This window comes from Streptomyces sp. RG80, assembly GCF_040446465.1.
Classification (GTDB): Bacteria; Actinomycetota; Actinomycetes; order Streptomycetales; family Streptomycetaceae; genus Streptomyces.
The window spans coordinates 70781-92169 of the sequence record NZ_JBEAAJ010000023.1; the positions used below are offsets into that span (position 1 = coordinate 70781).

The 21389-nt window shown below is 69.6% G+C and carries 17 protein-coding genes and 1 pseudogene; 6 read left to right on the top strand and 12 right to left on the bottom strand.

The genetic code is table 11. From position 1 onward, the window contains the following. Positions 1-20 precede the first annotated feature (20 nt). The 9 genes from ABKA17_RS46975 to ABKA17_RS47015 all read right to left on the bottom strand — a co-directional run bounded on the left by ABKA17_RS46975 (position 21) and on the right by ABKA17_RS47015 (position 8956). Positions 21-920: a LysR family transcriptional regulator gene (locus ABKA17_RS46975; protein WP_353698612.1), complete on the bottom strand. Its 900-nt coding sequence runs from the start codon at positions 918-920 to the stop codon at positions 21-23. Positions 921-962: 42 nt separating this feature from the next. Beyond that, positions 963-2114 carry a glycerate kinase gene (locus tag ABKA17_RS46980; protein WP_353698613.1) on the bottom strand — a complete coding sequence of 384 codons (1152 nt, stop codon included), beginning with the start codon at positions 2112-2114 and terminating at the stop codon, positions 963-965. Next, complete coding sequence (gene dctA, locus ABKA17_RS46985) at positions 2114-3529, bottom strand: C4-dicarboxylate transporter DctA (protein WP_353698614.1); 1416 nt, start codon at positions 3527-3529, stop codon at positions 2114-2116. The genes ABKA17_RS46980 and dctA overlap by 1 nt, the downstream gene beginning before the upstream one ends. 179 nt (positions 3530-3708) lie before the next feature. Beyond that, entirely contained in the window at positions 3709-4596 is an 888-nt protein-coding gene (locus ABKA17_RS46990) for an SMP-30/gluconolactonase/LRE family protein (protein ID WP_353698615.1), read from the bottom strand. 15 nt (positions 4597-4611) lie between these two features. After that, entirely contained in the window at positions 4612-5532 is a 921-nt protein-coding gene (locus ABKA17_RS46995; RefSeq protein WP_353698633.1) for a sugar kinase, read from the bottom strand. Positions 5533-5573: 41 nt separating this feature from the next. Next, on the bottom strand, positions 5574-6194 hold the full coding sequence (locus ABKA17_RS47000; RefSeq protein WP_353698616.1) for a bifunctional 4-hydroxy-2-oxoglutarate aldolase/2-dehydro-3-deoxy-phosphogluconate aldolase: 621 nt from the start codon (positions 6192-6194) through the stop codon (positions 5574-5576). 56 nt (positions 6195-6250) lie between these two features. Next, the gene (gene dgoD, locus ABKA17_RS47005; RefSeq protein ID WP_353698617.1) at positions 6251-7396 is read right to left on the bottom strand and encodes a galactonate dehydratase; all 1146 of its coding nucleotides are present in this window, start codon (positions 7394-7396) and stop codon (positions 6251-6253) included. Further along, complete coding sequence (locus ABKA17_RS47010; RefSeq protein ID WP_353698618.1) at positions 7393-8139, bottom strand: FadR/GntR family transcriptional regulator; 747 nt, start codon at positions 8137-8139, stop codon at positions 7393-7395. The genes dgoD and ABKA17_RS47010 overlap by 4 nt, the downstream gene beginning before the upstream one ends. Before the next feature lie 55 nt (positions 8140-8194). Further along, a complete protein-coding gene (locus tag ABKA17_RS47015) occupies positions 8195-8956 on the bottom strand; it encodes an SDR family NAD(P)-dependent oxidoreductase (protein WP_353698619.1) in 762 nt (253 codons plus the stop codon). A 150-nt stretch (positions 8957-9106) separates the two neighbouring features. Between ABKA17_RS47015 and ABKA17_RS47020 the strand changes: the two genes are divergently transcribed. The 3 genes from ABKA17_RS47020 (at position 9107) to ABKA17_RS47030 (ending at position 12355) form a co-directional block, all read left to right on the top strand. Next, a complete protein-coding gene (locus ABKA17_RS47020) occupies positions 9107-10450 on the top strand; it encodes an ABC transporter substrate-binding protein (protein ID WP_353698620.1) in 1344 nt (447 codons plus the stop codon). A gap of 64 nt (positions 10451-10514) precedes the next feature. Then, a complete protein-coding gene (locus ABKA17_RS47025) occupies positions 10515-11426 on the top strand; it encodes a carbohydrate ABC transporter permease (RefSeq protein WP_353698621.1) in 912 nt (303 codons plus the stop codon). Continuing rightward, on the top strand, positions 11423-12355 hold the full coding sequence (locus ABKA17_RS47030; RefSeq protein ID WP_353698622.1) for a carbohydrate ABC transporter permease: 933 nt from the start codon (positions 11423-11425) through the stop codon (positions 12353-12355). The genes ABKA17_RS47025 and ABKA17_RS47030 overlap by 4 nt, the downstream gene beginning before the upstream one ends. A 74-nt stretch (positions 12356-12429) precedes the next feature. On the opposite strand, the gene ABKA17_RS47035 is transcribed toward ABKA17_RS47030, so the two are convergent. Beyond that, entirely contained in the window at positions 12430-14478 is a 2049-nt protein-coding gene (locus tag ABKA17_RS47035) for a glycoside hydrolase family 2 protein (RefSeq protein ID WP_353698623.1), read from the bottom strand. Between the two features lie 76 nt (positions 14479-14554). Here ABKA17_RS47035 and ABKA17_RS47040 point away from each other — a divergent pair, with 76 nt between their 5' ends. Next, positions 14555-15817, top strand: a complete 1263-nt coding sequence (locus ABKA17_RS47040; RefSeq protein WP_353698624.1) for a cellulase-like family protein — start codon at positions 14555-14557, stop codon at positions 15815-15817. A 90-nt stretch (positions 15818-15907) separates the two neighbouring features. On the opposite strand, the gene ABKA17_RS47045 is transcribed toward ABKA17_RS47040, so the two are convergent. Then, positions 15908-17968, bottom strand: coding sequence for an RICIN domain-containing protein (locus tag ABKA17_RS47045; RefSeq protein WP_353698625.1), 2061 nt, complete (start codon positions 17966-17968; stop codon positions 15908-15910). A 210-nt stretch (positions 17969-18178) separates the two neighbouring features. Then, complete coding sequence (locus ABKA17_RS47050) at positions 18179-19216, bottom strand: LacI family DNA-binding transcriptional regulator (protein ID WP_353698626.1); 1038 nt, start codon at positions 19214-19216, stop codon at positions 18179-18181. Positions 19217-19724: 508 nt separating this feature from the next. Between ABKA17_RS47050 and ABKA17_RS47055 the strand changes: the two genes are divergently transcribed. Together ABKA17_RS47055 and ABKA17_RS47060 are read left to right on the top strand one after the other, a co-directional pair. Next, complete coding sequence (locus tag ABKA17_RS47055) at positions 19725-21035, top strand: ABC transporter substrate-binding protein (RefSeq protein ID WP_353698627.1); 1311 nt, start codon at positions 19725-19727, stop codon at positions 21033-21035. A 36-nt stretch (positions 21036-21071) separates the two neighbouring features. Beyond that, a pseudogene (locus tag ABKA17_RS47060) lies at positions 21072-21389 on the top strand (sugar ABC transporter permease); the annotation flags it as partial.

A 21389-nucleotide genomic window follows, 5' to 3' on the forward strand; every position in this document is an offset into this window, starting at 1 on the left:
CGTGGCCGATCGGTCGCGCGTCAGGCAGACCGTGTCCGGCGTTCGGCCAGGGACTTGGTGAGGACGAGGAACGCTCGCGCGGCAGGGGTGAGATGCGCGGGCAGGCTCACCATCGCGACGTGCAGGTGGGCGGTCGGCTCGATGGGTGCGACGACGGCACCGCAGCGGCGGGCCAGCCTCGTCCAGGAGGAGGGCAGGACCGCCACGCCCACTCCGGTGAGGACCAGCGGCAGGATCGAGGTGCGGTGGTCCACGACCGTCACGATCTCGGTTCCGGTGCCGCCCGCGGTGATGTCGTCCACGATGCTGCGCATCAGGCTGCCGGTCCGGGACGCGATGAGCTTCTGGCCGGCCAGGCCCTCGGGCCGGATCGCGACGTCGTCCTGGATCGTCCCGCCCGGGGCGGCGACGACGACGAACGGCTGGTCCTCGACATGCAGGACGTCGAGGCCGGAGGGGTGCACGGGTGCGGCGCTGCCCAGCAGGCCCAGCTCGCAGGCACCACTGCGCACCAGCGAGACGACCTCGTCCGGGGTGAAGGCGGCCTGGGTGCTCACCGTCACCGACGGATGCAGTTCGGCGAAGCGGTGGATGAGGGTGGTGAGCGGTTCGATGCCGGGCGAGGGCATGGTGGCCACCTCGACGGTGCCGCCGTGCAGCCCGGCGAGCGCGGCCGCGGTGTCCCGTACGGCGGTCAGGTCCCGCAGCACGCGCCGGCTCGGCTCCAGCAGTTCCGCACCGGCTTCGCTCAGTACGACGCCCCGGCCCACCCGGTGGAAGAGCGCCACCCCGAGGTCCGCTTCCAGGTTCGCCATGGCCTGCGAGAGGGACGGCTGGGCCACGTGGAGGGCGGCGGCGGCCTTGCTGAAACCGCCGTGCTCGACGATGGCGAGGAAGTACTCCAGTTGCCGGGCGTCCACGGCGTCTCCCCGCTGTGTGCTGGTGCGACAGGCGGGGCGAGCCTACCTGCTGGTTTCGGTTCCCTCGCTTCGGATCCAGCGGTCGGCGACCGTCCGCCCGCACCGGGCGAGCAGTCGGGCCGACAGGGCCCTGTCGTGCGCGCAGTCCTGGTCGGTGAGGTCCGTCAGGGCCTGGACGGAGTGGAAGTGGGCGGCGGTCGTGTCGGGGGGAAGAGTGCAGCGGCCGGCCACCGCGTGGACCGGAGTGTCATGGCGACGGGCCCGACGGGCGAGCGCGACCGGCAGCTTGCCCGACAGGGACTGCTCGTCGAGGCTGCCTTCGCCGGTGATGACGAAGTCGCTCCGGGCCAGCAGTTCGTCGGCGCCGAGCAGGGTGAGGAAGTAGTCCGCCCCCGACCGCACCCGGCCACCCAGCAGCATCCCGGCATACCCGAGCCCTCCTGCCGCCCCGGCGCCGGGGACATCGGCGAGAGCTGCCGCGTCGGCGACGCCCGCCGCGTCGAGTCGCCGTACGAAGTCGGCGAGCGTGTCGTCCAGTTGCCGCACCTCGCCTGCGGTCGCCCCCTTCTGTGGGCCGTACACGGCGGCCGCGCCCGTCGCCCCGAGCAGCGGGTTGTCCACGTCGGTGGCGAGGACGAGGTCGACGCCCGCCAGGGTCGCGCGGGCCTCGGCGAGGTCGGCCGTGCGGAGATCGGCGAGTCCTGCGCCGCCCGGGCCGATCGGGGTGCCGTCCTCAGCCGCCAACGTCGCGCCGAGAGAGTGCAGCAGGCCCGCGCCGCCGTCGGTGGTGGCGACCCCGCCGAGCGCGAGGACGATCGTGTCCGCCCCGCCCGCCAGCGCGTACTGGAAGGCCTGGCCGATGCCCCGGCTGGTGGCCGTGAGCGGTGCCTTGTGCCCGCCCGGCAGCACTCCGAGTCCGCAGATGGCCGCCGCCTCGATGAGGACGGTACGGCCGTGTACCGCGACCTCGGCTGTGGCGGGCAGACCCGTCGGCCCGGTCACCGTGATCTTCTCGGCGCTGAACCGGCCCGCGCAGGCGGCTGCCACGCTCCCCTCTCCCCCGTCCGCGAGCGGAAGTCGCTCGACCCGGGCCTGCGGGGCGGCTTCGAGCAGCCCGCGCTCCAGGGCGCGGGCCACCTCGTCGGCGTCGAGAGAGCCCTTGAACTTGTCCGGGGCGATCAGTACGGACACCATCAGGACGTCACCGGAGCGGTCTGCGGAGCAGGGGCCTTGGCGAGCGGCCGTACGTCCTCCGCCTCGGCGGTGAGGTCCTCGGCCTCGGCGGTCAGGGGCGGCTCGCCCGCCTTGCCGGCCAGCACCAGCCGGGCCCGCTCCAGGTCCAGGCCGTTCTCCCACTTGGCGACGAACAGGGTGGCGACGGCGTTGCCGAAGAAGTTCACCAGGGCCCGGCACTCCGACATGAACTTGTCGATGCCGAAGATGAGCATGATGCCCGCTGCCGGGACGGAACCGACCGTCGACAGGGTCGCGGTGAGTGCGATAAAGCCGCCACCCGCGACGCCCGCCGCGCCCTTGGACGTCAGCAACATGACGGCCAGCAGACCGAGTTGCTGCCCGATGGAGAGGGAGGTGTCGGTGGCCTGGGCGATGTAGAGGGTGGCGAGCGAGAGGTAGATCGCCGCGCCGTCGAGGTTGAAGCTGTAGCCGGTCGGCACCACCAGGCCGACCGTGGGCCGTTCCGCGCCCATGAACTGGAGCTTGCGCATCAGTCCGGGCAGCGCGGGCTCGGCGGTCGAGGTGCCGAGGATCAGCCAGAACTCCTCCTTGAAGTAGCGGAAGAGCTGGAAGATGTTCAGCCGTACGTACAGGGCGAGCACCCCGCCGAGCACGACCACGACGAACAGGGCCGAGGTGACGTAGAAGAGGAGGATCAGGGAGCCGAGGCTGGTCAGGGTGGACAGGCCGAATTTTCCGATGGCGTACGACATCGCGCCGAAGGCGCCCAGCGGGGCGGCCTTCATGACGAAGGACAGGACCTTGAAGACGACCTCGGTCAGCCGTCCCACGGCCGCGATGATCGGCTCGCCCGTCTTCCCGACCAGCTTGATCGCGATGCCGAAGACCACGGCCAGGAAGATCACTTGAAGGATCTTCCCTTCGACGAACGGGCCGAAGAAACTGTCCGGCACGATGTTGGTGAGGAACTCCCACCAGTGCTGGTGCTCGCCCTGCTCGACGTACTGGCTCGCGTCGCCCGAGGTCTGCAGCGTCGACGGGTCGGCGTGCACACCGTCGCCGAGCCGGAAGATGTTGATCGCGACCAGGCCCGTCAGCAGGGCGACGATCGTGCCGACCTGGAAGTAGGTCAGGGCCTTGATGCCGGTACGGCCGACCTTCTTGAGGTCCGCGACGCCGGCGATGCCGCCGATGATCGTCAGGAAGACGATCGGGCCGATGAGCATCTTCATCGCGGTGATGAACGTCGTGCCGATCGGCTCCATGTCGGTGGCCAGATCCGGCCACTGCCAGCCCAGCACGATGCCGATCACGATCGCCACCAGCACCTGGACGTACAACTGCCGGTACCACGGCTTGGCCGCGATACGCGCGGCCTGTTCGGCTCGTCCGTTGCCCGGGGTATGCGTCATTGCAGCCTCCCTGATCGCGCGGCACCGAGCCCGATCGGTCCGCGCGGACTTTCGCCACAGTGAACCGGGCCGCGGATGAGGGGTCCACGACCAAAAATCGATGCCCCGTATAGGGCGGGCCTATCAATACCGGCGCAGGCCTCCCGCTCTGTTGGCGCAGGCCCAGGCCGGCGGGTGGCTCAGAGCCGTCCCTGCCAGGAGCAGGCTGCCTTTCCCCTGATCGTCACCGGGAGGCTGAGCACCGCGCCGGAGGTCGCGGTCGGATCGGTGACTCCGTACCGGGCCGTGGTGACGAGGAGGCGGTTGGTGTCGGGGGGCAGGCACACCGACGTGGGGTGCGGGGCGGGGACGGTCAGGGTGTGCAGCAGACGGCCGTCGGGGTGGTAGCGGCGGACCGCGCCGGCGCCCCACAGCGCGACCCACAGACAGCCCTCCTCGTCGACGGTCATGCCGTCGGGGCTGCCTTCGTCGTCCCTCAGGCGGAGGAAGACCTCCGGGCCGCCCACGAGGTCACCCGAGACGGGATCGACCCGGCAGCGCAGAATGGTGCCGACCGCCGTGTCGGCGAGGTACATGGTCGTGCCGTCGGCGGTGAAGGCGGGGCCGTTGGCGATGGTCAGTCCGTCGAGGACGCGGACCACCGTGCCGTCGGGGTCCGTGCGGTAGAGGGAGCCCGCGCCGGGGGTGGCGTCGTAGGCCATGCTGCCGGCCCAGAAGCGCCCAGCCGGGTCGGCGACGCCGTCGTTCATCCGGCTGGGGGCCGGGGTGCGGTCCTCGGGTCGGTCCAGCCATTGCAGGGCGCCGTCGGGGGTGAGCAGCGCGATGCCGGTGCCCGCGGCGGCGATCCAGGTGCCGGGCCGGCCGGACACCGGCGCCACGGCGCCCAACGGCACGTCGAGACGGGCGAGTTCGGTCGGCCCGGCGTCGTCGCGGTCGGCGCGCAGTTCGAAGAGGCGGCCGCTGAGGATGTCGACGTACACATACCGGCCGTCGAACCAGCGGCCGCCCTCGGCGAGTTCGTACGCTCCGTCCACGACAACCGTCGCCGACGCTGCCGTTGAGGTCATGTTCCGTCTCCTGGATCAGCGGATGGTCGTGCCGTCGGGCTGGTCGAACAGGCCGAGTTCGTCCCGGGTGGGAAGGCCCTCCCAGTCGCCCCGGGTGGCGACGGCGAAGGCCGCGGTGGTGACGGCCCGGTGCAGTCGGGCCGGGATGTCCACGTCGTCGAGGAGCCCGGACAGGTATCCGGCGACGAAGGCGTCGCCCGCGCCGACCAGATCGACGGCGTCGACCTCGCGCGCCGCACGGTCGCAAGTCCCGTCCTTGGTGAAGGCGGTCGCGCCGCGCGCACCCCGTTTGACGACCACTTCGCCGACCCCTTCCGCCAGAACGCTGCGCACCGACTCCGGTTCGTCCGTGCCCGGGTGTTCCGCCACCAGTGGCAGTTCGTCCTCGGAGGCGATGAGCAGGTCGATGTGGGCCAGCAGCGGCCGCAGCGCGGTACGGGCGCGGTCTGCGGTCCACAGCCGGGAGCGGTGGTTGACGTCGAGGCATACGGTGATGCCGGCTTCGCGGGCGTGGGTGGCGGCGGCCAGGACGGCGTCGGCCGCTGTCGGGCTCAGCGCCGGGGTGATGCCGGTCAGGTGCAGGACGCGGGGTGCCGGAGCCAGCGCGGGCAGGACGTCGGCCGGTGCGACGGCCGAACCCGCGGAACCGGCGCGGTAGTAGCTGACGCGGGTGAGCGTGCCCAGGCGGGGTTCGGTGAGCAGCAGTCCCGTGGGGCGGCCGGTGTCGTCGGTGACCGCGTGGTCGATGTCGACGCCCTCGGCGCGCAGGGTGCGCAGGACCAGTGCGCCGAGTTCGTCCGCGCCGACCCGGCCGGCCCAGCGCACCCGGTGTCCGAGCCGGGCGAGGCCGATGGCGACGTTGGACTCGGCTCCCGCGACGGACAGGCCGAGGTTGCCGCCGAGCCGCAGCGCGCCTTGGGCGCGCAGCGCCGCCATGGTCTCGCCGAAGGTGACGACCTCGGGTGCGGCCGCTGTCGTCACGACGTCTCCCCTGCGGCCACCCTGCGGAACTCGGCGGCGCGGACCCGGAGTTGGTCGAGGTCGCCGCCGTCGGCCGCGTCCCCCACCAGGGGTGAGCCGACGCCGACGGCGATGGCCCCCCGGTCCAGGTAGTCGCGGGCCGCCTGCGCGTCCACTCCGCCGACGGGCACGAAGGGCACCTCGGGGAAGGGGTCGCGCAGGGCCCGCAGGTAGCCGGGGCCGCCGAGCGTGCCGGGGAAGAGTTTGATCGCGTCGGCGCCTCGGGCGAGGGCGGTCTCGATCTCGGTCGGGGTCAGGGCGCCCATCAGCACGGGTACGCCGTAAGCCGCCAGTCCGTCGACGAGTGCCGGGGTGACGAGATAGGACGCTCCGGCCTCCACGGCGCGAGCCGCGTCGGCCGCCGAGCGCACGGTTCCGGCGCCGAGGAGGGCGTCGGGGCCGAGTTCGGCGCGGGCCTGCCTGATGACGGACAGGGCGTCGGCGGTGGTGAGGGAGACCTCGATGGCCGCGACGCCCTCCTCGGTGAGGGTGCGTACAGTGCGCAGGGCGGCGGCGGGATCCTTGCCTCGTACGATCGCCAACAGGCGGTGGGCGCGCAGCGATTCCACCAGGTTCATGGGTGCGGTTTCTCCTTCGGTTCGCGGTGCGGGGGGCCTGATGGTGCTTATGGTGCTCACCACTCGGTGAACGCCCCGTCCGCTCCCCGCCATACGGGGTTGCGCCAGCGGTGTCCGGTCTCGGCGGCCCGGCGTACGGCCTTCTCGTCGATGTCCACGCCGAGACCGGGGCGGGTGCTCGCGACCGCGTATCCCTCCTGGAAGCGGAAGGGTTCGGGGTCCATCACGTAGTCCAGCAGGTCGCACTGCTGGTTGTAGTGGATGCCCATGCTCTGTTCCTGGATGAGGAAGTTCGGTACGGAGAAGGCGATCTGAAGGCTTGCGGCCAGGGCGATCGGGCCCAGGGGGCAGTGCGGGGCGAGGGTGACGTCGTAGGTCTCGGCCATGGCGGCGATGCGGCGGACCTCGGAGATCCCGCCTGCGTGTGAGAGGTCGGGCTGGGCGACGGCGATGCCGCTGGCCATGACCTCGCGGAAGTCCCAGCGGGAGTAGAGGCGTTCGCCGGTGGCGAGGGGGATGCTGGTGGACTCCGCCAGGCTGCGCAGGTTGCCGGAGTGTTCGGGTGCGACGGGTTCCTCGACGAACAGCGGGTGCAGCTCCTCCAGTTGGGGCAGCAGTCGGCGTGACATGGCGGTGGAGGCCCGGCCGTGGAAGTCGACGGCGATGTCGCGCTCGTCGCCCAGCACTTCGCGGACGGCCGCGACGCGGGCGACGACCTCGGCGGTGCGGGCCGGGGTGTCGATGGGGGCGAGTTCGGCCGAGCCGTTCATCTTGACGGCGGTGAAGCCCGCCTTCATCTGTTCCTCGGCCAGTTCGGCGACCTCGCTGGGACGGTCGCCGCCGATCCAGGCGTACATCCGGACGCGGTCGCGGACGGGGCCGCCGAGGAGGCGGTGCACCGGGACGCCGTAGGTCTTGCCGGCGATGTCCCACAGGGCCTGGTCGATGCCGGCGACGGCGCTGGAGAGGATGGGGCCGCCGCGGTAGAAGCCGCCCTTGGTGAGCACCTGCCAGTGGTCCTCGATGCGTAGCGGGTCGCGGCCGACGAGGTAGTCGGCCAGTTCGTGCACCGCGGCGCGTACGGTCTCGGCGCGGCCCTCGATGACGGGCTCGCCCCATCCGGTGACGCCCTCGTCGGTGGCGATGCGCAGGAACAGCCAGCGCGGGGCCACCAGGAACGTCTCAAGTCCGGTTATCTTCAAGGAGTTTCCTCAGGGAGCGGGCCGGTCGCGGTGTCGTCGTCGTCTTCTTGGGCCTGTACGGCGGCCAGGTCGTGGGACGCCTGGGCGAGCAGGGATTCGACGGCTGCCACCGCGGCGTCCGGATCGCCCGCCTCGACAGCGTCGAGCAGTTCCTGGTGGACGGGGATGGAGTCGGAGAAGTGCCGGGCGCCGTGCACGATGCGGTCGCGCACGCGCAGGCCGGCCTCGATGACGACTTCCATCCGGCTGAGCAGTTCGTTGTGGGCGGCGTCCAGCAGGGCGCGGTGGAAGGCCAGGTCCGCTTCGACCATCGCGTCCGCGTCCGTTCCGGCCGCCGCCATCGCGTCGAGGGTCTGGCGCAGGGCGTCCAGGTCGGCGGGGGTGCGGCGGGCCGCGGCGAGCCGGGCTCCGGCGGGTTCGACGATCGCGCGGACCTCGGCGAGGTCGTCCAGGAACCCGTCGGTGGGAGCGCTGCTGCCCTGCCAGCGCAGCAGGTCGCTGTCGAGGAGGTTCCAGTCGGCGCGGGGCCGGATGGTCGTCCCGCGTTTCTGCTTCGACTCCAGCAGGCCCTTGGCGGCCAGCACGCGCATGGCCTCGCGCACGACGGTCTTGCTGACGCCGAGTTCGGTCTCGAACTTGACCGGGTCCACGACGGTGCCCGGGGGGTAGTCGCCGCGGATGATGCGCCGGCCCAGTTCCTCCACCGCCTGGCCGTGCAGCCCCCTACCGGGATGGGTCACCACGTTCTCCGTTTCCGTATCGGTCCTTGTGCATCGACTGCCGCGCGGTGCGCGTCCCTCACGAGGACTCCTTCATGACACTCCATCCTCCATCGACCACCAGGCTCGCACCGGTCACATAGGAGGCATCCTCTGATGCCAGGAAGGCGACGGCCGAGGCGACCTCCTCCGGCTGCCCGAAGCGCTTGGCCGCGGTGGCCGCCACGCTGCGCGCCCGGTCGGACTCCGGGATGCCCTCCCAGGCGGCGGTGAGGATCGGTCCGGGCAGGACCGTGTTGACCCGGATGTCGGGACCGTACTCGACGGCCAGCTGCCGTCCCAGTGAGCACAGGGCGCCCTTCGCTGCGGCGTAGGCGGCGTGGCCGGGCAGGCCGATGACGGCGTGCACCGAGGAGGTGAGGACGACCGAGCCCTTCGACTCGCGGAGCAGGGCGGCGAAGGTCTTCATCCCGCGCCAGGCCGGCTTGAGCAGGACGGCCATCTGGCCGTCCCACTCGGACTCGGTCAACTCGTGTGCTGCTTTGTTGAGTTGGGCGAAGGCGTTGCTGTGCAGCACGTCCAGCCGGCCGTGGTGCTCCTCGACGTGGCGGGCCAGGTTCTCCCAGTCGGCGGCCGAGGTCACGTCGCAGCGCACGTACTCCGCGTGTCCGCCGCTGTCCGCGATGTCCGCCACGACGGCCTTGCCGGCCGTGTCGTCCACGTCCGTGACCACGACCACCGCCCCTTCGGCCGCGAGCCGGCGGGCCGTGGCCGCGCCGATTCCGTGCGCCGCCCCGGTGATCACCGCCACGCGGCCCGTCATCCTGCGGCATTCCGTCATCACGTGCGTCCTCCCTCGCTGCTGCCTACGGGCCCACCATAGCTGTTTCAATTAATTATGAATATATCTTGACGGCGCGACGGTGACGCTCCGAGACTGACCGGCACGCAACAGGCACCTTCAGCACGAAGCCAGGAAGGACCTCCTCCCATGAGCCGCACCACACCCCGCCGCAGAAGCCGGGGCGCACTCGCGACGACCTTTGTCGCCCTCTCCCTGCTCATCTCCGCCTGCAGTGGTTCGAGCGATGCGCAGGACAAGGCGCAGGCGCCCGCCAAGCCCGGCGAGAAGGTCGACCTGCGCTTCTGGTCGTGGGTCCCCGGCGTCGACAAGGCCGTCGACAAGTGGAACGCCACCCACCCGGACATCCACGTCAAACTGGAGAAGATCCCGTCGGGCAGCAGCGGCGGCTACGCGAAGATGCGCGCCGCCCTCAAGAGCGGCAACGCGCCCGACCTGGCCCAGGTCGAGTACCAGGAGATCCCCTCGTTCCTGCTGGAGAACGGCCTGGTGAACCTGTCCGAGTACGGCGCGGACAAGGACAAGTCGAAGTTCGTGGACTGGCAGTGGCAGCAGGGAGTCTTCGGCTCGGCCGTCTACGCGATCCCCCAGGCGTCCGGTCCGATGGGCCTGTTCTACCGCTCCGACCTGTTCAAGAAGTGGGGCATCGCTCCGCCCAAGACCTGGGACGAGTACGCCCAGGCCGCGGAGAAGATCCACAAGTCGGACCCGAAGGCCTACATCGGCACCTTCCCGCCCGGCAACTCGGCCTGGTTCACCGCGCTCGCCTGGCAGGCCGGCGCCAAGTGGTTCGGCGTCGACGGCGACACCTGGTCGGTGAACATCGCCTCCCCCCAGACCCTCAAGGTCGCCGCCTACTGGGACGAACTGCGCACCAAGAAGCTGATCAAGACCGAACCCGACTTCGCCAACGGCTGGTACAAGGACCTCCAGTCCGGTGCCATCACCTCATGGGTCAGTGCCCAGTGGGGCGACGCCATCATCAGCGGAAACGCCCCCAAGACCAGCGGCAAGTGGTCGGTGGCGCCCATGCCGCAGTGGACCGAGGGCGCGAACGTCTCCGCCAACTGGGGTGGCTCCTCCACGGCTGTCCTCAAGGGTGCCAAGCACATCCCCGAGGCCCTGCAGTTCGCCGAGTGGCTCAACACCGACCCCGCGAGCGTCGACCTGCTGCTGCAGGGCGGATACGGCTGGCCCGCGGGGGCCGACGCGTACAAGGGCTCCTCGCTGGACAAGCCGTCGGAGTTTTTCGGAGGCCAGAAGTACAACGAGGTCTTCGCCGAGGCGGACAAGAACATCGACACCTCGTGGAAGTGGATACCGACGATCGACGCCACCTACCAGCACCTCAACGACGGCTTCCAGGCCGCTGTGGCGGGCAAGGGCTCGTTCGTCTCCGCGGTCCAGCAGGCACAGAAGCAGACCGTCGAGGACCTGAAGAAGAAGGGTCTGAAGGTTTCCACCGGCCAGTGACCGCCTCCGGAGGGCGCGACACGGCCGCCGCCGTTCTCCCCTCCGGACTCCAGAAAGCACCCTGATGCCCACCCGCACCCGAGCACCCCGCCGCCGCGGAAAACTGGCGCCCCTCGCGTTCGTCGCGCCCTTCCTCCTGCTGTTCCTGCTGACCTTCGTCGTCCCCATCGGCTACGCCGTCTACCAGAGCGTCATGGACGTCGAGCACACCGGGCCGCTGGGGCTCGGCGGCAGCCGTACCGTCTTCGTGGCGCTGAGCAACTACTCCGACGCGTTGTCCGATCACGCCTTCCTGCGCAGCATCGGTCGCGTGCTGTTGTTCGCCGTCGTGCAGGTGCCATTGATGGTCGTGCTGGCCGCCGGCCTCGCGCTGCTGCTGGACAGCGCCTCGGCCAGAGGCGTGCGGTTCTTCCGCGCCGCCTACTTCCTGCCCTACGGCGTTCCGGGGGTCATCGCGTCCATCCTGTGGGGCTTCTTGTACGTCCCGGGAGTCAGCCCTCTCGTGGACGGCATGCGCCACCTGGGAATATCGGTGGACCTGCTGGGCGGAGACACCGTCCTGTGGTCCATCGCGAACATCGTCACCTGGGAGTTCGCCGGCTACAACGTCCTGGTCCTGGTGGCCCAGTTGCGCACCATCCCCACGGAGTTGTACGAGGCGGCCCGCATCGACGGCGCCAGTGCGTGGATGACGGTCCGGCATGTCAAGCTGCCGCTGCTGCGCCCGGCGCTGATCCTCACCACGGTCTTCACCATCATCGGCACGCTGCAACTGTTCGCCGAACCACTGGTGCTCAAGCCCGTCTCGTCGAGTATCGACAGCTCCTACACGCCCAACCTCAGCGCCTACAACGAGGCGTTCACCAACGACAACTACCACCTCGCCGCCGCCGAGGCAGTCCTGCTCGCCCTCGCCGCGTTCGTGCTCTCCTTCGGGTTCCTGCGGCTGGTCAACAAGAAGGGTGGGGACGCGTGAGTCTCCAGACAGCGGACCGCACGGTCCCGCCGAAGGGTGGGAAGCCTGCCTCCGACGACGACGGCTCGACGCCGCGCGGCGACATCACCGGCGTCACCACACGCAGTCGCATCCTGGTCACCGGCCTGCTCGTGGCGGCCGCCGGGTACTTCCTGCTCCCGGTGTACTGGCTGGTGGTGGCGTCCACCAAGTCCACCGGCGACCTGTTCGGCAGCTTCGGACTGTGGTTCTCCCACCCGCAGTTCCTGAGCAACCTGCACCGGGTGGTCACCTACGACGACGCGATCTACCTGCGCTGGGCGGCCAACAGCGTGCTGTACGCGGGGGTCGGCGCGGGCGTGGCGACGCTGCTGGCCGCGATGTCCGGCTACGCGCTGGCGAAGTTCTCCTTCACCGGCCGCGACACGATCTTCAACATCGTGCTCGGTGGTGTCCTGATCCCCGCCACGGCGCTGGCACTGCCCATGTACCTGCTGTTCAGCGAGGCGGGCCTGGCCAACACCTACTGGGCCGTCCTGCTGCCGAGCTTCGTCAGCCCCTTCGGCGTGTACCTGTGCCGGATCTACGCCGCGGCATCCATACCGGACGAGTTGCTCGAGGCGGCCCGCATCGACGGCGCGGGCGAGTTCCGCATCTTCCGGGTCGTCGCGCTGCGCATCATGTCCCCCGCCCTGGTGACGATCTTCCTTTTCCAGTTCGTCGGCATCTGGAACAACTACTTCCTGCCGCTGGTCATGCTGTCCGACTCCAAGCTGTACCCCATCACCCTCGGTCTGACGTCGTGGCAGTCCTTCGCCGACCGCCAACCGCAGCTCTACCAGATGACCGTGGGTGGCGCCTTCGTCTCCGTCGTCCCTCTGATGATCGCCATGGTCGCCCTGCAGCGCTTCTGGCGCAGCGGACTGACCGAGGGCAGCGTCAAGGCCTGACCGGCCGTCAGGACACCAAAAGGCCCCGGCCAGAAGGTTCACTCTCACCTTCCGGCCGGGGCACCGATGGTTGTTCACCTGCCTCGCGGATTCACCGCTTTGCGAAACACGTCGTAGACGAGCTTGGGCCGTTCCTCGGCGAAGGTGACCAGACCCATCACGGAGATGCCGTTGTAGTCCTGGTTGTATCCGGCCCGCTGCTTGTAGTCCTTGAGCACCCAGTAGGTGAACCCGAGGACGAACTCGCTGCGCGCGGTCACCTGCTCCCAGTGCGCGGTGAAGCTCGCCGCCTGCCACTCCTCCGTACCCTGCGTGGTCGCGGGGCCGTGGGTGCCGGCCACGGACCAGGTGCCGTTCTCGGTGATCAGGATCGGCTTGTCGGGATACTTCGCGTGGACCGCGTCCAGCGTGGGGCCGAGGTCGGCGTCCTTGCCGTAGAAGTAACCGAAGTACTCGTTGAACCCGATGACGTCGGCGAGGTCGAACGCGGGGTCGTTGCTCGTGTTGGAGGCCCAGGTCACCGGGCGGGCGGTGAGGTCCACCGACTTCACGGCCGCCTTCATGTCGGCGAGCCAGGCCCGGTAGACGGGGGCGCCGCCGGCGTCGATCTCCGACTCGTTCTGGAGGCCCCACAGGATCACCGAGGGGTGATTGTGCTGGTTCCACGCCATGGTCAGGGCCAGGGCGCGGGCGAGGCCGTAGCGCTCGGTCTGGAGCTTCTCCTGGGCGGTGTTGAGCCACATGGTGTCGATGTCGTCCATCACCAGCACACCGTGTTCGTCGGCCCAGTCGTAGACGTATGGGTCGCGGTTGTAGACGCAGTTGCGGATGAGGTTGGCGCCCAGTGCCGTGATGTGTCCCAGTTCCCGGTCGTACTCGGCCGGCGTCATGGCCCTGCCGTGGGCGGCCGTCTCCTCGTGCCAGTTGAGGCCCTTGAGGAACAGCGGCTTGCCGTTCAGGCGCAACTGGGCTTCGGCGACGGCCAGTTCGCGTACGCCGTAGACGGTGGACAGCGTGTCCACCCGAGGGCCGGCATGCCTCCCGGCGTTCAGGGTGGCGCGGGCGGTGAGCGTGTGCGGCGCGGCCGGGCTCCAGCGCGGTGCGTGGGGTATCGGGACCGAGGCGCGCACGACGCCTGCCGACCGGGCCGCGATCCGGGCCGCGACGACGACGGGCCGGCCGCCGCTCCCCCGGCCGGGGTCCAGGGTGAGCCGGCCGTCGAAGTCGGTGGCGCCGTGGTTCTCGACGACCGCGTGTGCCTCCAGGCGCCCGTTCACGGTGGACACGAGCAGTTTGGCGACGGTGACCTGCGGGACCGCCTCGATCCAGGCGGATCGGGTCAGTCCCGCGTAGGGCCAGTAGTCGACGGGCTTGTACGGCAGTTCGTGGTCGTCGGTGACCGGTTGCGGTGGCGCTGCCAGGTAGTCGGTGTAGGTCGCCCGGCGGAAGACGCGCACGGCGAGAATCTGGCGGGTCCCCGGCCGGAGCGCCCCCGCCACCGGCAGGGCGAAGGGCGAGTTGGCGCCTTCGTGCTTGCCCAGGTGCGTGCCGTCGAGCCATACCTCGGCGCTGTACCCGGCGGCCAGGAAGGCGATGCGTACGTGTCGGGCTCGCCAGGACGCGGGCACGGTGACGGTGGTGCGGTACCAGGCGTAGCCGTCGTCGAACGCCGTGCCCTTGCCGAAGGGGCCGGTCTCGGAGCCGAAGTCGGGGGTGTCCAGCAGGTCCCAGGCCGCCGGGACGTCGATGCGGCCCCAGGAGCTGTCGTCGAAGTGCCGGGAGTGCCAGCCCTTGTCGAGTCCCTGGTCGGCGGGGTCGAAGCGGAAACGCCACCGTTTGTCGAGGGACAGGTAGTCGCGCGTGGGCTCGTGCGTGCGCCAGCCGTCGAAGGAGGGAAGCACACCGCCGTACTGGAAGACGACGTTGGTGCCGCCGACGTCGCGCACATGGGTGCCGGAGGGCTCGGTGGCCGGGTGGGTGTCGAGCACCGGGCCGTTGGTGGCTGCCGCGGCTGTGCCGTCCGCCGCTCGTGCCGTCTCCGGCCAGGCGGGCAGGGCGACGACGGCGGCCGCTCCGAGTGCCGTGACGACGGTGCGCCGGGACAGGTGGATGGGTTCGGTCATGGCACATGAGCCTGGGCAGTCCCACGACACCTGTCAAGCATTATTCATAATTAATGAATTGAGCTACGGTGCCCTCATGACGACACAGCAGCAAGCAATGGCCATCACCCTGTGGGACTTCAGCTGGTACACACAGGCAGGACCCGGCGAGCCCTTCGCCGACCTCGACCGCGCCTTCGCCGAGGCGGTGGACCGGGGCTTCAACACCGTGCGCGTCTGCGCCATGCCCTTCCTGCTGTTCTCCGGACGCGTCCCCGACCCGGACTCCATCCAGGTCCGGGGCCTCGGCAAGGAGTTCGGACAACGCACCCGCTGGTACGACGTGCGCGGCGGCTATCCGCTGGACGGCCGCCGACGGCTCGTCGAGCTGTTCGAGGCAGCCGCCCGCCACGACTGCAAGGTGATCGTGTCGTCCTGGGAGTACCAGCAGTCCCCCAGCTTCGCCGACACCGACGCCTGGCACCGCGCCCTCGCCGAGGTCCCAGGACCGGACCGCGCCGAGGCGGTGGCCGAAGCCCTCGCCAACCTCCTCGACTTCCTCACCGAGCACGGCCTGACCGACCAGGTCGCCTACGTCGAAGTGCACAACGAGGTCGACAACTGCTCCCTGGTACCGCGCGACAACGTCACCCACTACGCCTACCTGCACGGCCCTCTCGACCGCGCCGTGAAGCTGCTGCGGGCCCGGCACCCCGCCATCCCCGTCACCTACTCGCTGGGCGAGCCCTGGCCGAGCGAGATCGACGACCTGCCGGAGGGGGCGCAGATCGCGCACTTCCACTTCTACGTCTACGGCGTGCTCGGCGCCCTGTACGAGGCGGTCGGACTCGGCCACGGCACCGAAGCGGCGCCCGAGACGGCGGCCTGGCCCACCCCCGAACTGGCCGCCATGCTGCGCCCCGACGCCCCCGCCTTCGCCGACTACCAGCCGGACGAGCCCTGGCGACTGGCCGCCACCGGCATCCCGCGCGAACTGTTCTACGCCCATGACTGGGTCGACCCCGACCGCTGGGACCTGTGGCTCTACGAGAACTATCCGGCGCACCGGCAGGCCATGCGGGAGACGCTGGCCGGGTGGGTCGACTCCGTGGCCGAGTTCGCCGGCCGCCGCGGCATCCCCGCCGTCCTCGGCGAAGGAGTCGTCGGATACACCCCGCTGCTCACCCGCTTCGAGGAGGACGCCGTCGGCAAGGACATCGCGGAGTTCGTCGTCGACCGCTGTCTCGCCGCGGGCTTCCGTGGCGTCGTCCTGACCTCGAACGCGGCCCCGCACCACCCCATGTGGCACTCCGACCGGGACTGGATGCGACGGGTCAACGCCCGTGTCACCGCACCCTGAACACACGGCCTGATGTCAACCGCCAGGGCCTCCTGCCACTCGGTCCGCATCGCGAATCCCGAGCCGGCAGGAGGCCCTTCGTCAAACCGTTCAGTTGATGCGGACGATCTTCCAGTACTGGTCGTCGATGTTCAGGTCGTTCCACTGCACGACTGCCGCGCCGTTGCTGGTGGAGGACTGGGCGACGCCGGCGTTGAAGCCGCTGCCCACGTTCTTGAGTTCGTAGTAGCCGTTGCCCGCGTCGGTGAGGGTCCACTTCTGCGAGTTCGCGCTGGACGGCGTGTTCTGGACGACCGCGGCTCCGGCGGTGGTGGAGCCGTTACGGATGTCCAGGTTCAGGTTGCTGTTGGCGTTCTTGATGGTCCACGCTCCGCCGCCGGCGGCCTGGAAGGTGAACAGCTGGCAGAAGCAGGCCGAGTTCTGCCACTGCTGGGCTGCCGTGTTCGTGGCGGTCGAGCCCTGCGGGATGTCCAGGTACCTGCCGCTGTTCTTGTTGACGAGGACGTACTGCCCGGTGCCCAGCGGTGGCAGGGCGGTCTGGGTGAGGTTCCAGCGCTGGCAGGCGCAGCTGGTGCCGCTCCACTGGACGGCGGCGGTGCCGGCCGAGGTGGAGGCGTTCGGTATCTCCAAATACTTGCCGGTCACCCGGTTGGTGATGGTGAACCCGCCCGCCTGGTGCGGGGAGACGGCCCATTCGTGGTCGAGGGTGCCGTTGTCGTCCCACTGGAGGATCTTGGCGCCGTCGGCGGTGGACTGGTTCTCCACGCCGAGGACCTTGCCGCTGGCGACGTTGAAGATCTTGAAGTAGCCGGATGCCTGCTGCACGAAGCGCCACTGCTGGTCGGTGGCGTTGTCGGCGTTCTGCTGGGTCGCGTTGGTGCCGTTGGTGGTGGACCCGCCCGCGATGGTGAGCTTCAGGTCGCTGTTCGCGTTGGACAGGGTGTAGGTGGCACCGTCCGAGATGCCGCCGCCCAGGTCGATGGTGCTGTAGGTGACGGGGTTGGAGAGGTTGCTGCCTCCGTTGCCGCCGCTGAGCACGAGCAGGCTGTGCCCGTCGGACAGCGGCACCATGCCCCGGCTGTAGCCGTTGGCCACGTTGGAGTTGATCCGCGTCCAGGTGTTCGCGGCGCCGTTCTGGGTGTTGAGGAACAAGTCACTGGTGCTGTAGGCGCCGACGACTAGCGTGCCGTTCGGGCCGCCGGTGGGCAGCCACGTGATGTACGGGGTGCTGGTGGGGACCGCGCCGTCCGTCGACCGCAGGGGAATGCCCGTGACGGAGTCGAAGGCCTCCGGGTCGGCGGAGATCTTGTAGTAGACGGCGAAGTTGCCCGAGGGCGAGCCGCCGTACTCGTACGTCATGACGTAGTTGCCGTTGGGGAGCTTCGCGACGGTGGCCATACCCGGGCGCTGGCTGTAGGTGGGCATCGCCACGTCGTCCACGACCGGACCCCAGGTGTGGAGGTCCGTGGTGACCTGGTGCACGAGCTTCTGGCCGTGGTCGGGGTCGCGCTGGTCGGAGTAGTAGACGATCAGCTTGCCGTTGGCGTAGAGGAAGAAGGGCTCCCACACGGGGGTGTTGCCGTTGCCGTTCTGGTCGTACGCCGGGCCGCCGGTGGCGATGTTGCTGACGAACGTCCAGGTCTGGCCGCGGTCGGTGCTGGCGTAGACATCGATCTTGATGGCGGAGCGGTCGGCGGGGACCGAGGCGCCGGCGGCCAGGATGGTGCCGGCCGGGAAGTCACCGACGGCGGTGGGCAGTTCGAACAGCTCGGGCTGCCAGCGCATGCCCCAGCCGTTCTGAGTGTCGGCGACCTCGGAGATCTTCGACCAGGAGCCGCCGTTGTCCGTGCTGCGGTAGATCGGGAAGACCGGTGTGCCGGAGGTGTACTGCTCGAACGTCGCCAGCATCGTGCCGTTGGCCGAGCCGTTGTGCTGCATACGCATGGCACGCGGGTAGAGCGATCCGGGCGAGGGCGCACCCGACGGCGGGGTGTACATCGTCTGCGCGGGACGAGCCAGGGCGTCCGCCCGATCGGCGGGCAGGACCATGGCCATCGCCGCGACGAGCAGGACGAAGGCCAGGGACAGCAGAGAGAGGGGACGGGAACGCGGAGCGGCGCCGGATCTGGCGCCTGTCTGCGTTGGGGACATTGCGGCTCCCAGGGGAAAGGGGAAGGGGTGTTTCGATGTCCGCCGACTCGGAACGGCCCAGAGTGATGCGGCGGAGTGCGTTGGGCGCGTCGCCCGGGGGACGGCCGGGCGACGCAGCCGGGTGCGGGTCGCGAGCGCGACGTCCGCAGACTGGGGCGGGGCGCCCCGGCGGGTGAGTGCGCCGGGGCCGTGCCACAGGTGTGGGGTGGATCAGACGGAGGGCGGCGGCGCGGTGGAACCGCGGACGATCAGTTCGACGGGTGGGTCGTTCGCCGGCGGCAGTTCGGTGTCGGGCTTCTCGATGGCGTGGAGGAGAAGCCGGATCCCTTCGCTCGACGCCTCCTCGAAGGGCTGACGGACGGTGGTCAGAGTCGGGGAGACGTAGGCGAAGACGGGGTTGCCGTCGAAACCGACGACACTGACGTCCTCGGGCACACGACGGCCGCTTTCCCGCAGGCCGTGGATCAGCCCGATGGCCATCTCGTCGCCCGCGGCGAACACCGCGGTCACCGAGCGGTCCGAGGCCAGCCCCAGGCCCGCGGCATACCCGGAGGCCGCCGACCAGTCGCCGTTGAGCACGGGCGGCTCATGCGCGCCCCGGGCCGCCAGCGCCGCCCGCCATCCCTCGATGCGGTCCTTGGTGGCGTACCACCGGCGCGGACCGGCGAGGTGGTGGACGGTCGCGTGCCCCAGGTCCAGCAGGTGTTCGGTGGCCGCGCGGGCCAGCTCATGTGCGCCCACGCCGACAGTCAGTGCCCGGGCAGCGGCGAAGGAGGGTGGCGCTCCGACGAAGAGGACCGGTACGTCGACTCCGAGTGGGACCTCACCCTCGACGATGGGTACGGAGACGACGATGCCGTCCACGCCCTGGTCAAGGAGTGACTCCACCGCGCCGGTGATGCTCTGCGGGTCGCCGTCCGGGGTGTTGACGACACGCAGCGCGTAACCGGCGTCCCGTACGGCCTGTTCGATGCCCACCAGCAGGGAGGCGGTTCCGTACCCGGCTGTCGCCAGGGCGACCACACCGATGGACCGGGTACGGCCGGAGGCCAGTGCCCTGGCGGCGTTGTTCAGCCGGTAGCCGAGTTCCTCGGCGGCCGCCAGGACGCGTCGGCGGGAGTCCTCGGAGACGTACGGCTCGTTGTTGAGGACCCGGGAGACCGTCTTGCGTGAGACGCCGGCCAGCCTGGCCACGTCCTCACTGCGCGGCGTGGAGGAGCCGGCACCGCGCTCCGCCCCTGTCGTCATGAAGTCTCCCTAGGGCCGTGTGTTCGTCATCGAACGAGGTCAATTGTATGACCGCGCGGTCTGACCGCGCGGTCAATGTGTACGCATCCGCCGAGCGCTCGTCAAGAGTTCTCGCAGCGCCACTTGGCTTCGGAGCGAGCGGACGGTCGGGGCCGGCAGCTGGGCGCAGGGGGTTTCACAGGCGCTCCAGGAAACGCGACCGGCGTGAATTCACGCAGGTCAAGTGGTGTTTTCTCCCGTACCGCGCAACTCGACGATCAGCCGAACCAGCCCAGTCCGCCGACTCCGATTACCCGCGCACCGAGTTCCTGACCGAACCTGAACCATCACGAATTGCCGGACGCGGAGTCTTGACATCGAGCACACAGAGCGTCCACGCTTCCTGGCGTCCACCGATCGTGTTTGTTTGATCGTGTTTGGTTCTGGTCACTCGGCGGCCGCCTCTCCGCCAACCCTCTTCCGGCTGACGTGCCAACCCTGGGTACCGCCAGCTCTGTCAGGAGTCGAAATGCACCATTCATCCCTCGATCTGCCCATGCCTGGCGCCAGCCGCCGCACCGTGCTGCGCGGACTCGGCGGAGCCGCGCTGCTGGGTGCCGGCATCCCCCTGCTGAGTGCCTGCGCCGGCAGTTCCGCCTCGTCGGACACCAAGACCGTCACCGTGGGCTCCAACGCGTCCGACGCCGTCCCGAAGAAGGGATACGGCGACATGTACGCGGCCTTCACGAAGCAGTCCGGGATCGCGGTCGACATCAACACCAAGGACCACAACACGTTCCAGGAGCAGATCAACACCTATCTGCAGGGCACACCGGACGACGTGTTCCAGTGGTTCGCCGGCTACCGGATGCAGTTCTTCGCGGCCAAGGGACTCGCCTCCCCGATCGACGACGTGTGGAAGACGATCGGCGCCAACTTCCCCAGCGCCATGCATGACCTGAGCAAGGGTCAGGACGGCAAGTACTACCTGGTGCCCCTCACCACCTCCCCATGGGCGGTCTTCTACCGCAAGAGCGTCTTCCAGAAGTACGGCTACGAGGTCCCCACCACCTGGGACGCGTACATCACCCTGTGCAAGCAGATGAAGAAGGACGGCCTCGTCCCGATCGCGTACGGCGACAAGGACGCCTGGCCGGCGATGGGCTCCTTCGACCAGATCAACTTCCGCCTCAACGGCTACGACTTCCACGTCGAGCTGATGGCGGGCAAGGCTTCGTGGACCGACGCGAAGGTCCGCAAGGTCTTCGACACCTGGGCCGAGAGCCTCCCCTACCACCAGGAAGGCGCGGTCGGCCGCACCTGGCAGGACGCCGCTCAGACGCTGGTGGCCAAGAAGGCCGGCATGTATATGCTCGGCATGTTCGTGGCCCAGCAGTTCGCCAACAAGGCGGACCTGGACGACCTCGACTTCTTCGCCTTCCCCGAGATCGACCCGCAGTTCGGGCAGGACACCGTCGAGGCGCCGACCGACGGCATCATGCTCAGCAAGAAGCCCAAGAACCACGCCGGTTCCGTCAAGCTGCTCGAATTCCTGGGTACGGCCCAGGCCGAAGAGATCTACCTCAAGGCCGACCCGAGCCTGATCGCCGCCTCCACGAAGGCCGACACCTCCGGCTACAGCGCCCTTCAGAAGAAGGGCTTCGAGATGATCAGCCAGGCGAAGCATCTCACCCAGTTCATGGACCGCGACAGCCGCCCGGACTTCACCTCGACGGTCATGCAGCCCGCGCTCCAGAAGTTCATCCGCGACCCCAAGGGGATCGACAGCCTGCTGTCCTCGATCGAGCGGCAGAAGAAGACGATCTTCGCGTCCGGCTGAGACCGCCCCCTTCCGAAGCGGATGAACACCGACACCATGAGCTCCGAAACGACCACGAAGACCCCGGAGGCGGCCGCGGCGCCGCCTCCGGGCGCCACGAAGCCGAAAAGACGGGTTCCACAGGGCCACCAGCGCCTGCTGACCCGTCGCGACCGGATCACGCTCGCCCTGATGGCCGGCCTGCCGACGATCCTGCACGTCACCCTCGTCTGGGTCACCGCCCTGGCCTCCATCGCGCTGGCCTTCACCACCTGGGACGGCATCGGCTTCGACTCCATCCACTGGGTGGGGCTGGACAACTTCCGGGAACTGTTCACCAACAACCCGCAGTTCTGGCCCGCCGTCGAGCACAAC

Bases quoted from the DNA above. Each gene is read 5' to 3' on its own strand.
- ABKA17_RS46980 (WP_353698613.1), bottom strand. From the start codon at position 2,114: ATGGTGTCCGTACTGATCGCCCCGGACAAGTTCAAGGGCTCTCTCGAC.
- dctA (WP_353698614.1), bottom strand. From the start codon at position 3,529: ATGACGCATACCCCGGGCAACGGACGAGCCGAACAGGCCGCGCGTATC.
- ABKA17_RS46990 (WP_353698615.1), bottom strand. From the start codon at position 4,596: ATGACCTCAACGGCAGCGTCGGCGACGGTTGTCGTGGACGGAGCGTAC.
- ABKA17_RS46995 (WP_353698633.1), bottom strand. From the start codon at position 5,532: ATGGCGGCGCTGCGCGCCCAAGGCGCGCTGCGGCTCGGCGGCAACCTC.
- ABKA17_RS47000 (WP_353698616.1), bottom strand. From the start codon at position 6,194: ATGAACCTGGTGGAATCGCTGCGCGCCCACCGCCTGTTGGCGATCGTA.
- ABKA17_RS47015 (WP_353698619.1), bottom strand. From the start codon at position 8,956: ATGACGGAATGCCGCAGGATGACGGGCCGCGTGGCGGTGATCACCGGG.
- ABKA17_RS47020 (WP_353698620.1), top strand. From the start codon at position 9,107: ATGAGCCGCACCACACCCCGCCGCAGAAGCCGGGGCGCACTCGCGACG.
- ABKA17_RS47025 (WP_353698621.1), top strand. From the start codon at position 10,515: ATGCCCACCCGCACCCGAGCACCCCGCCGCCGCGGAAAACTGGCGCCC.
- ABKA17_RS47035 (WP_353698623.1), bottom strand. From the start codon at position 14,478: ATGACCGAACCCATCCACCTGTCCCGGCGCACCGTCGTCACGGCACTC.
- ABKA17_RS47040 (WP_353698624.1), top strand. From the start codon at position 14,555: ATGACGACACAGCAGCAAGCAATGGCCATCACCCTGTGGGACTTCAGC.
- ABKA17_RS47045 (WP_353698625.1), bottom strand. From the start codon at position 17,968: ATGTCCCCAACGCAGACAGGCGCCAGATCCGGCGCCGCTCCGCGTTCC.
- ABKA17_RS47050 (WP_353698626.1), bottom strand. From the start codon at position 19,216: ATGACGACAGGGGCGGAGCGCGGTGCCGGCTCCTCCACGCCGCGCAGT.
- ABKA17_RS47055 (WP_353698627.1), top strand. From the start codon at position 19,725: ATGCACCATTCATCCCTCGATCTGCCCATGCCTGGCGCCAGCCGCCGC.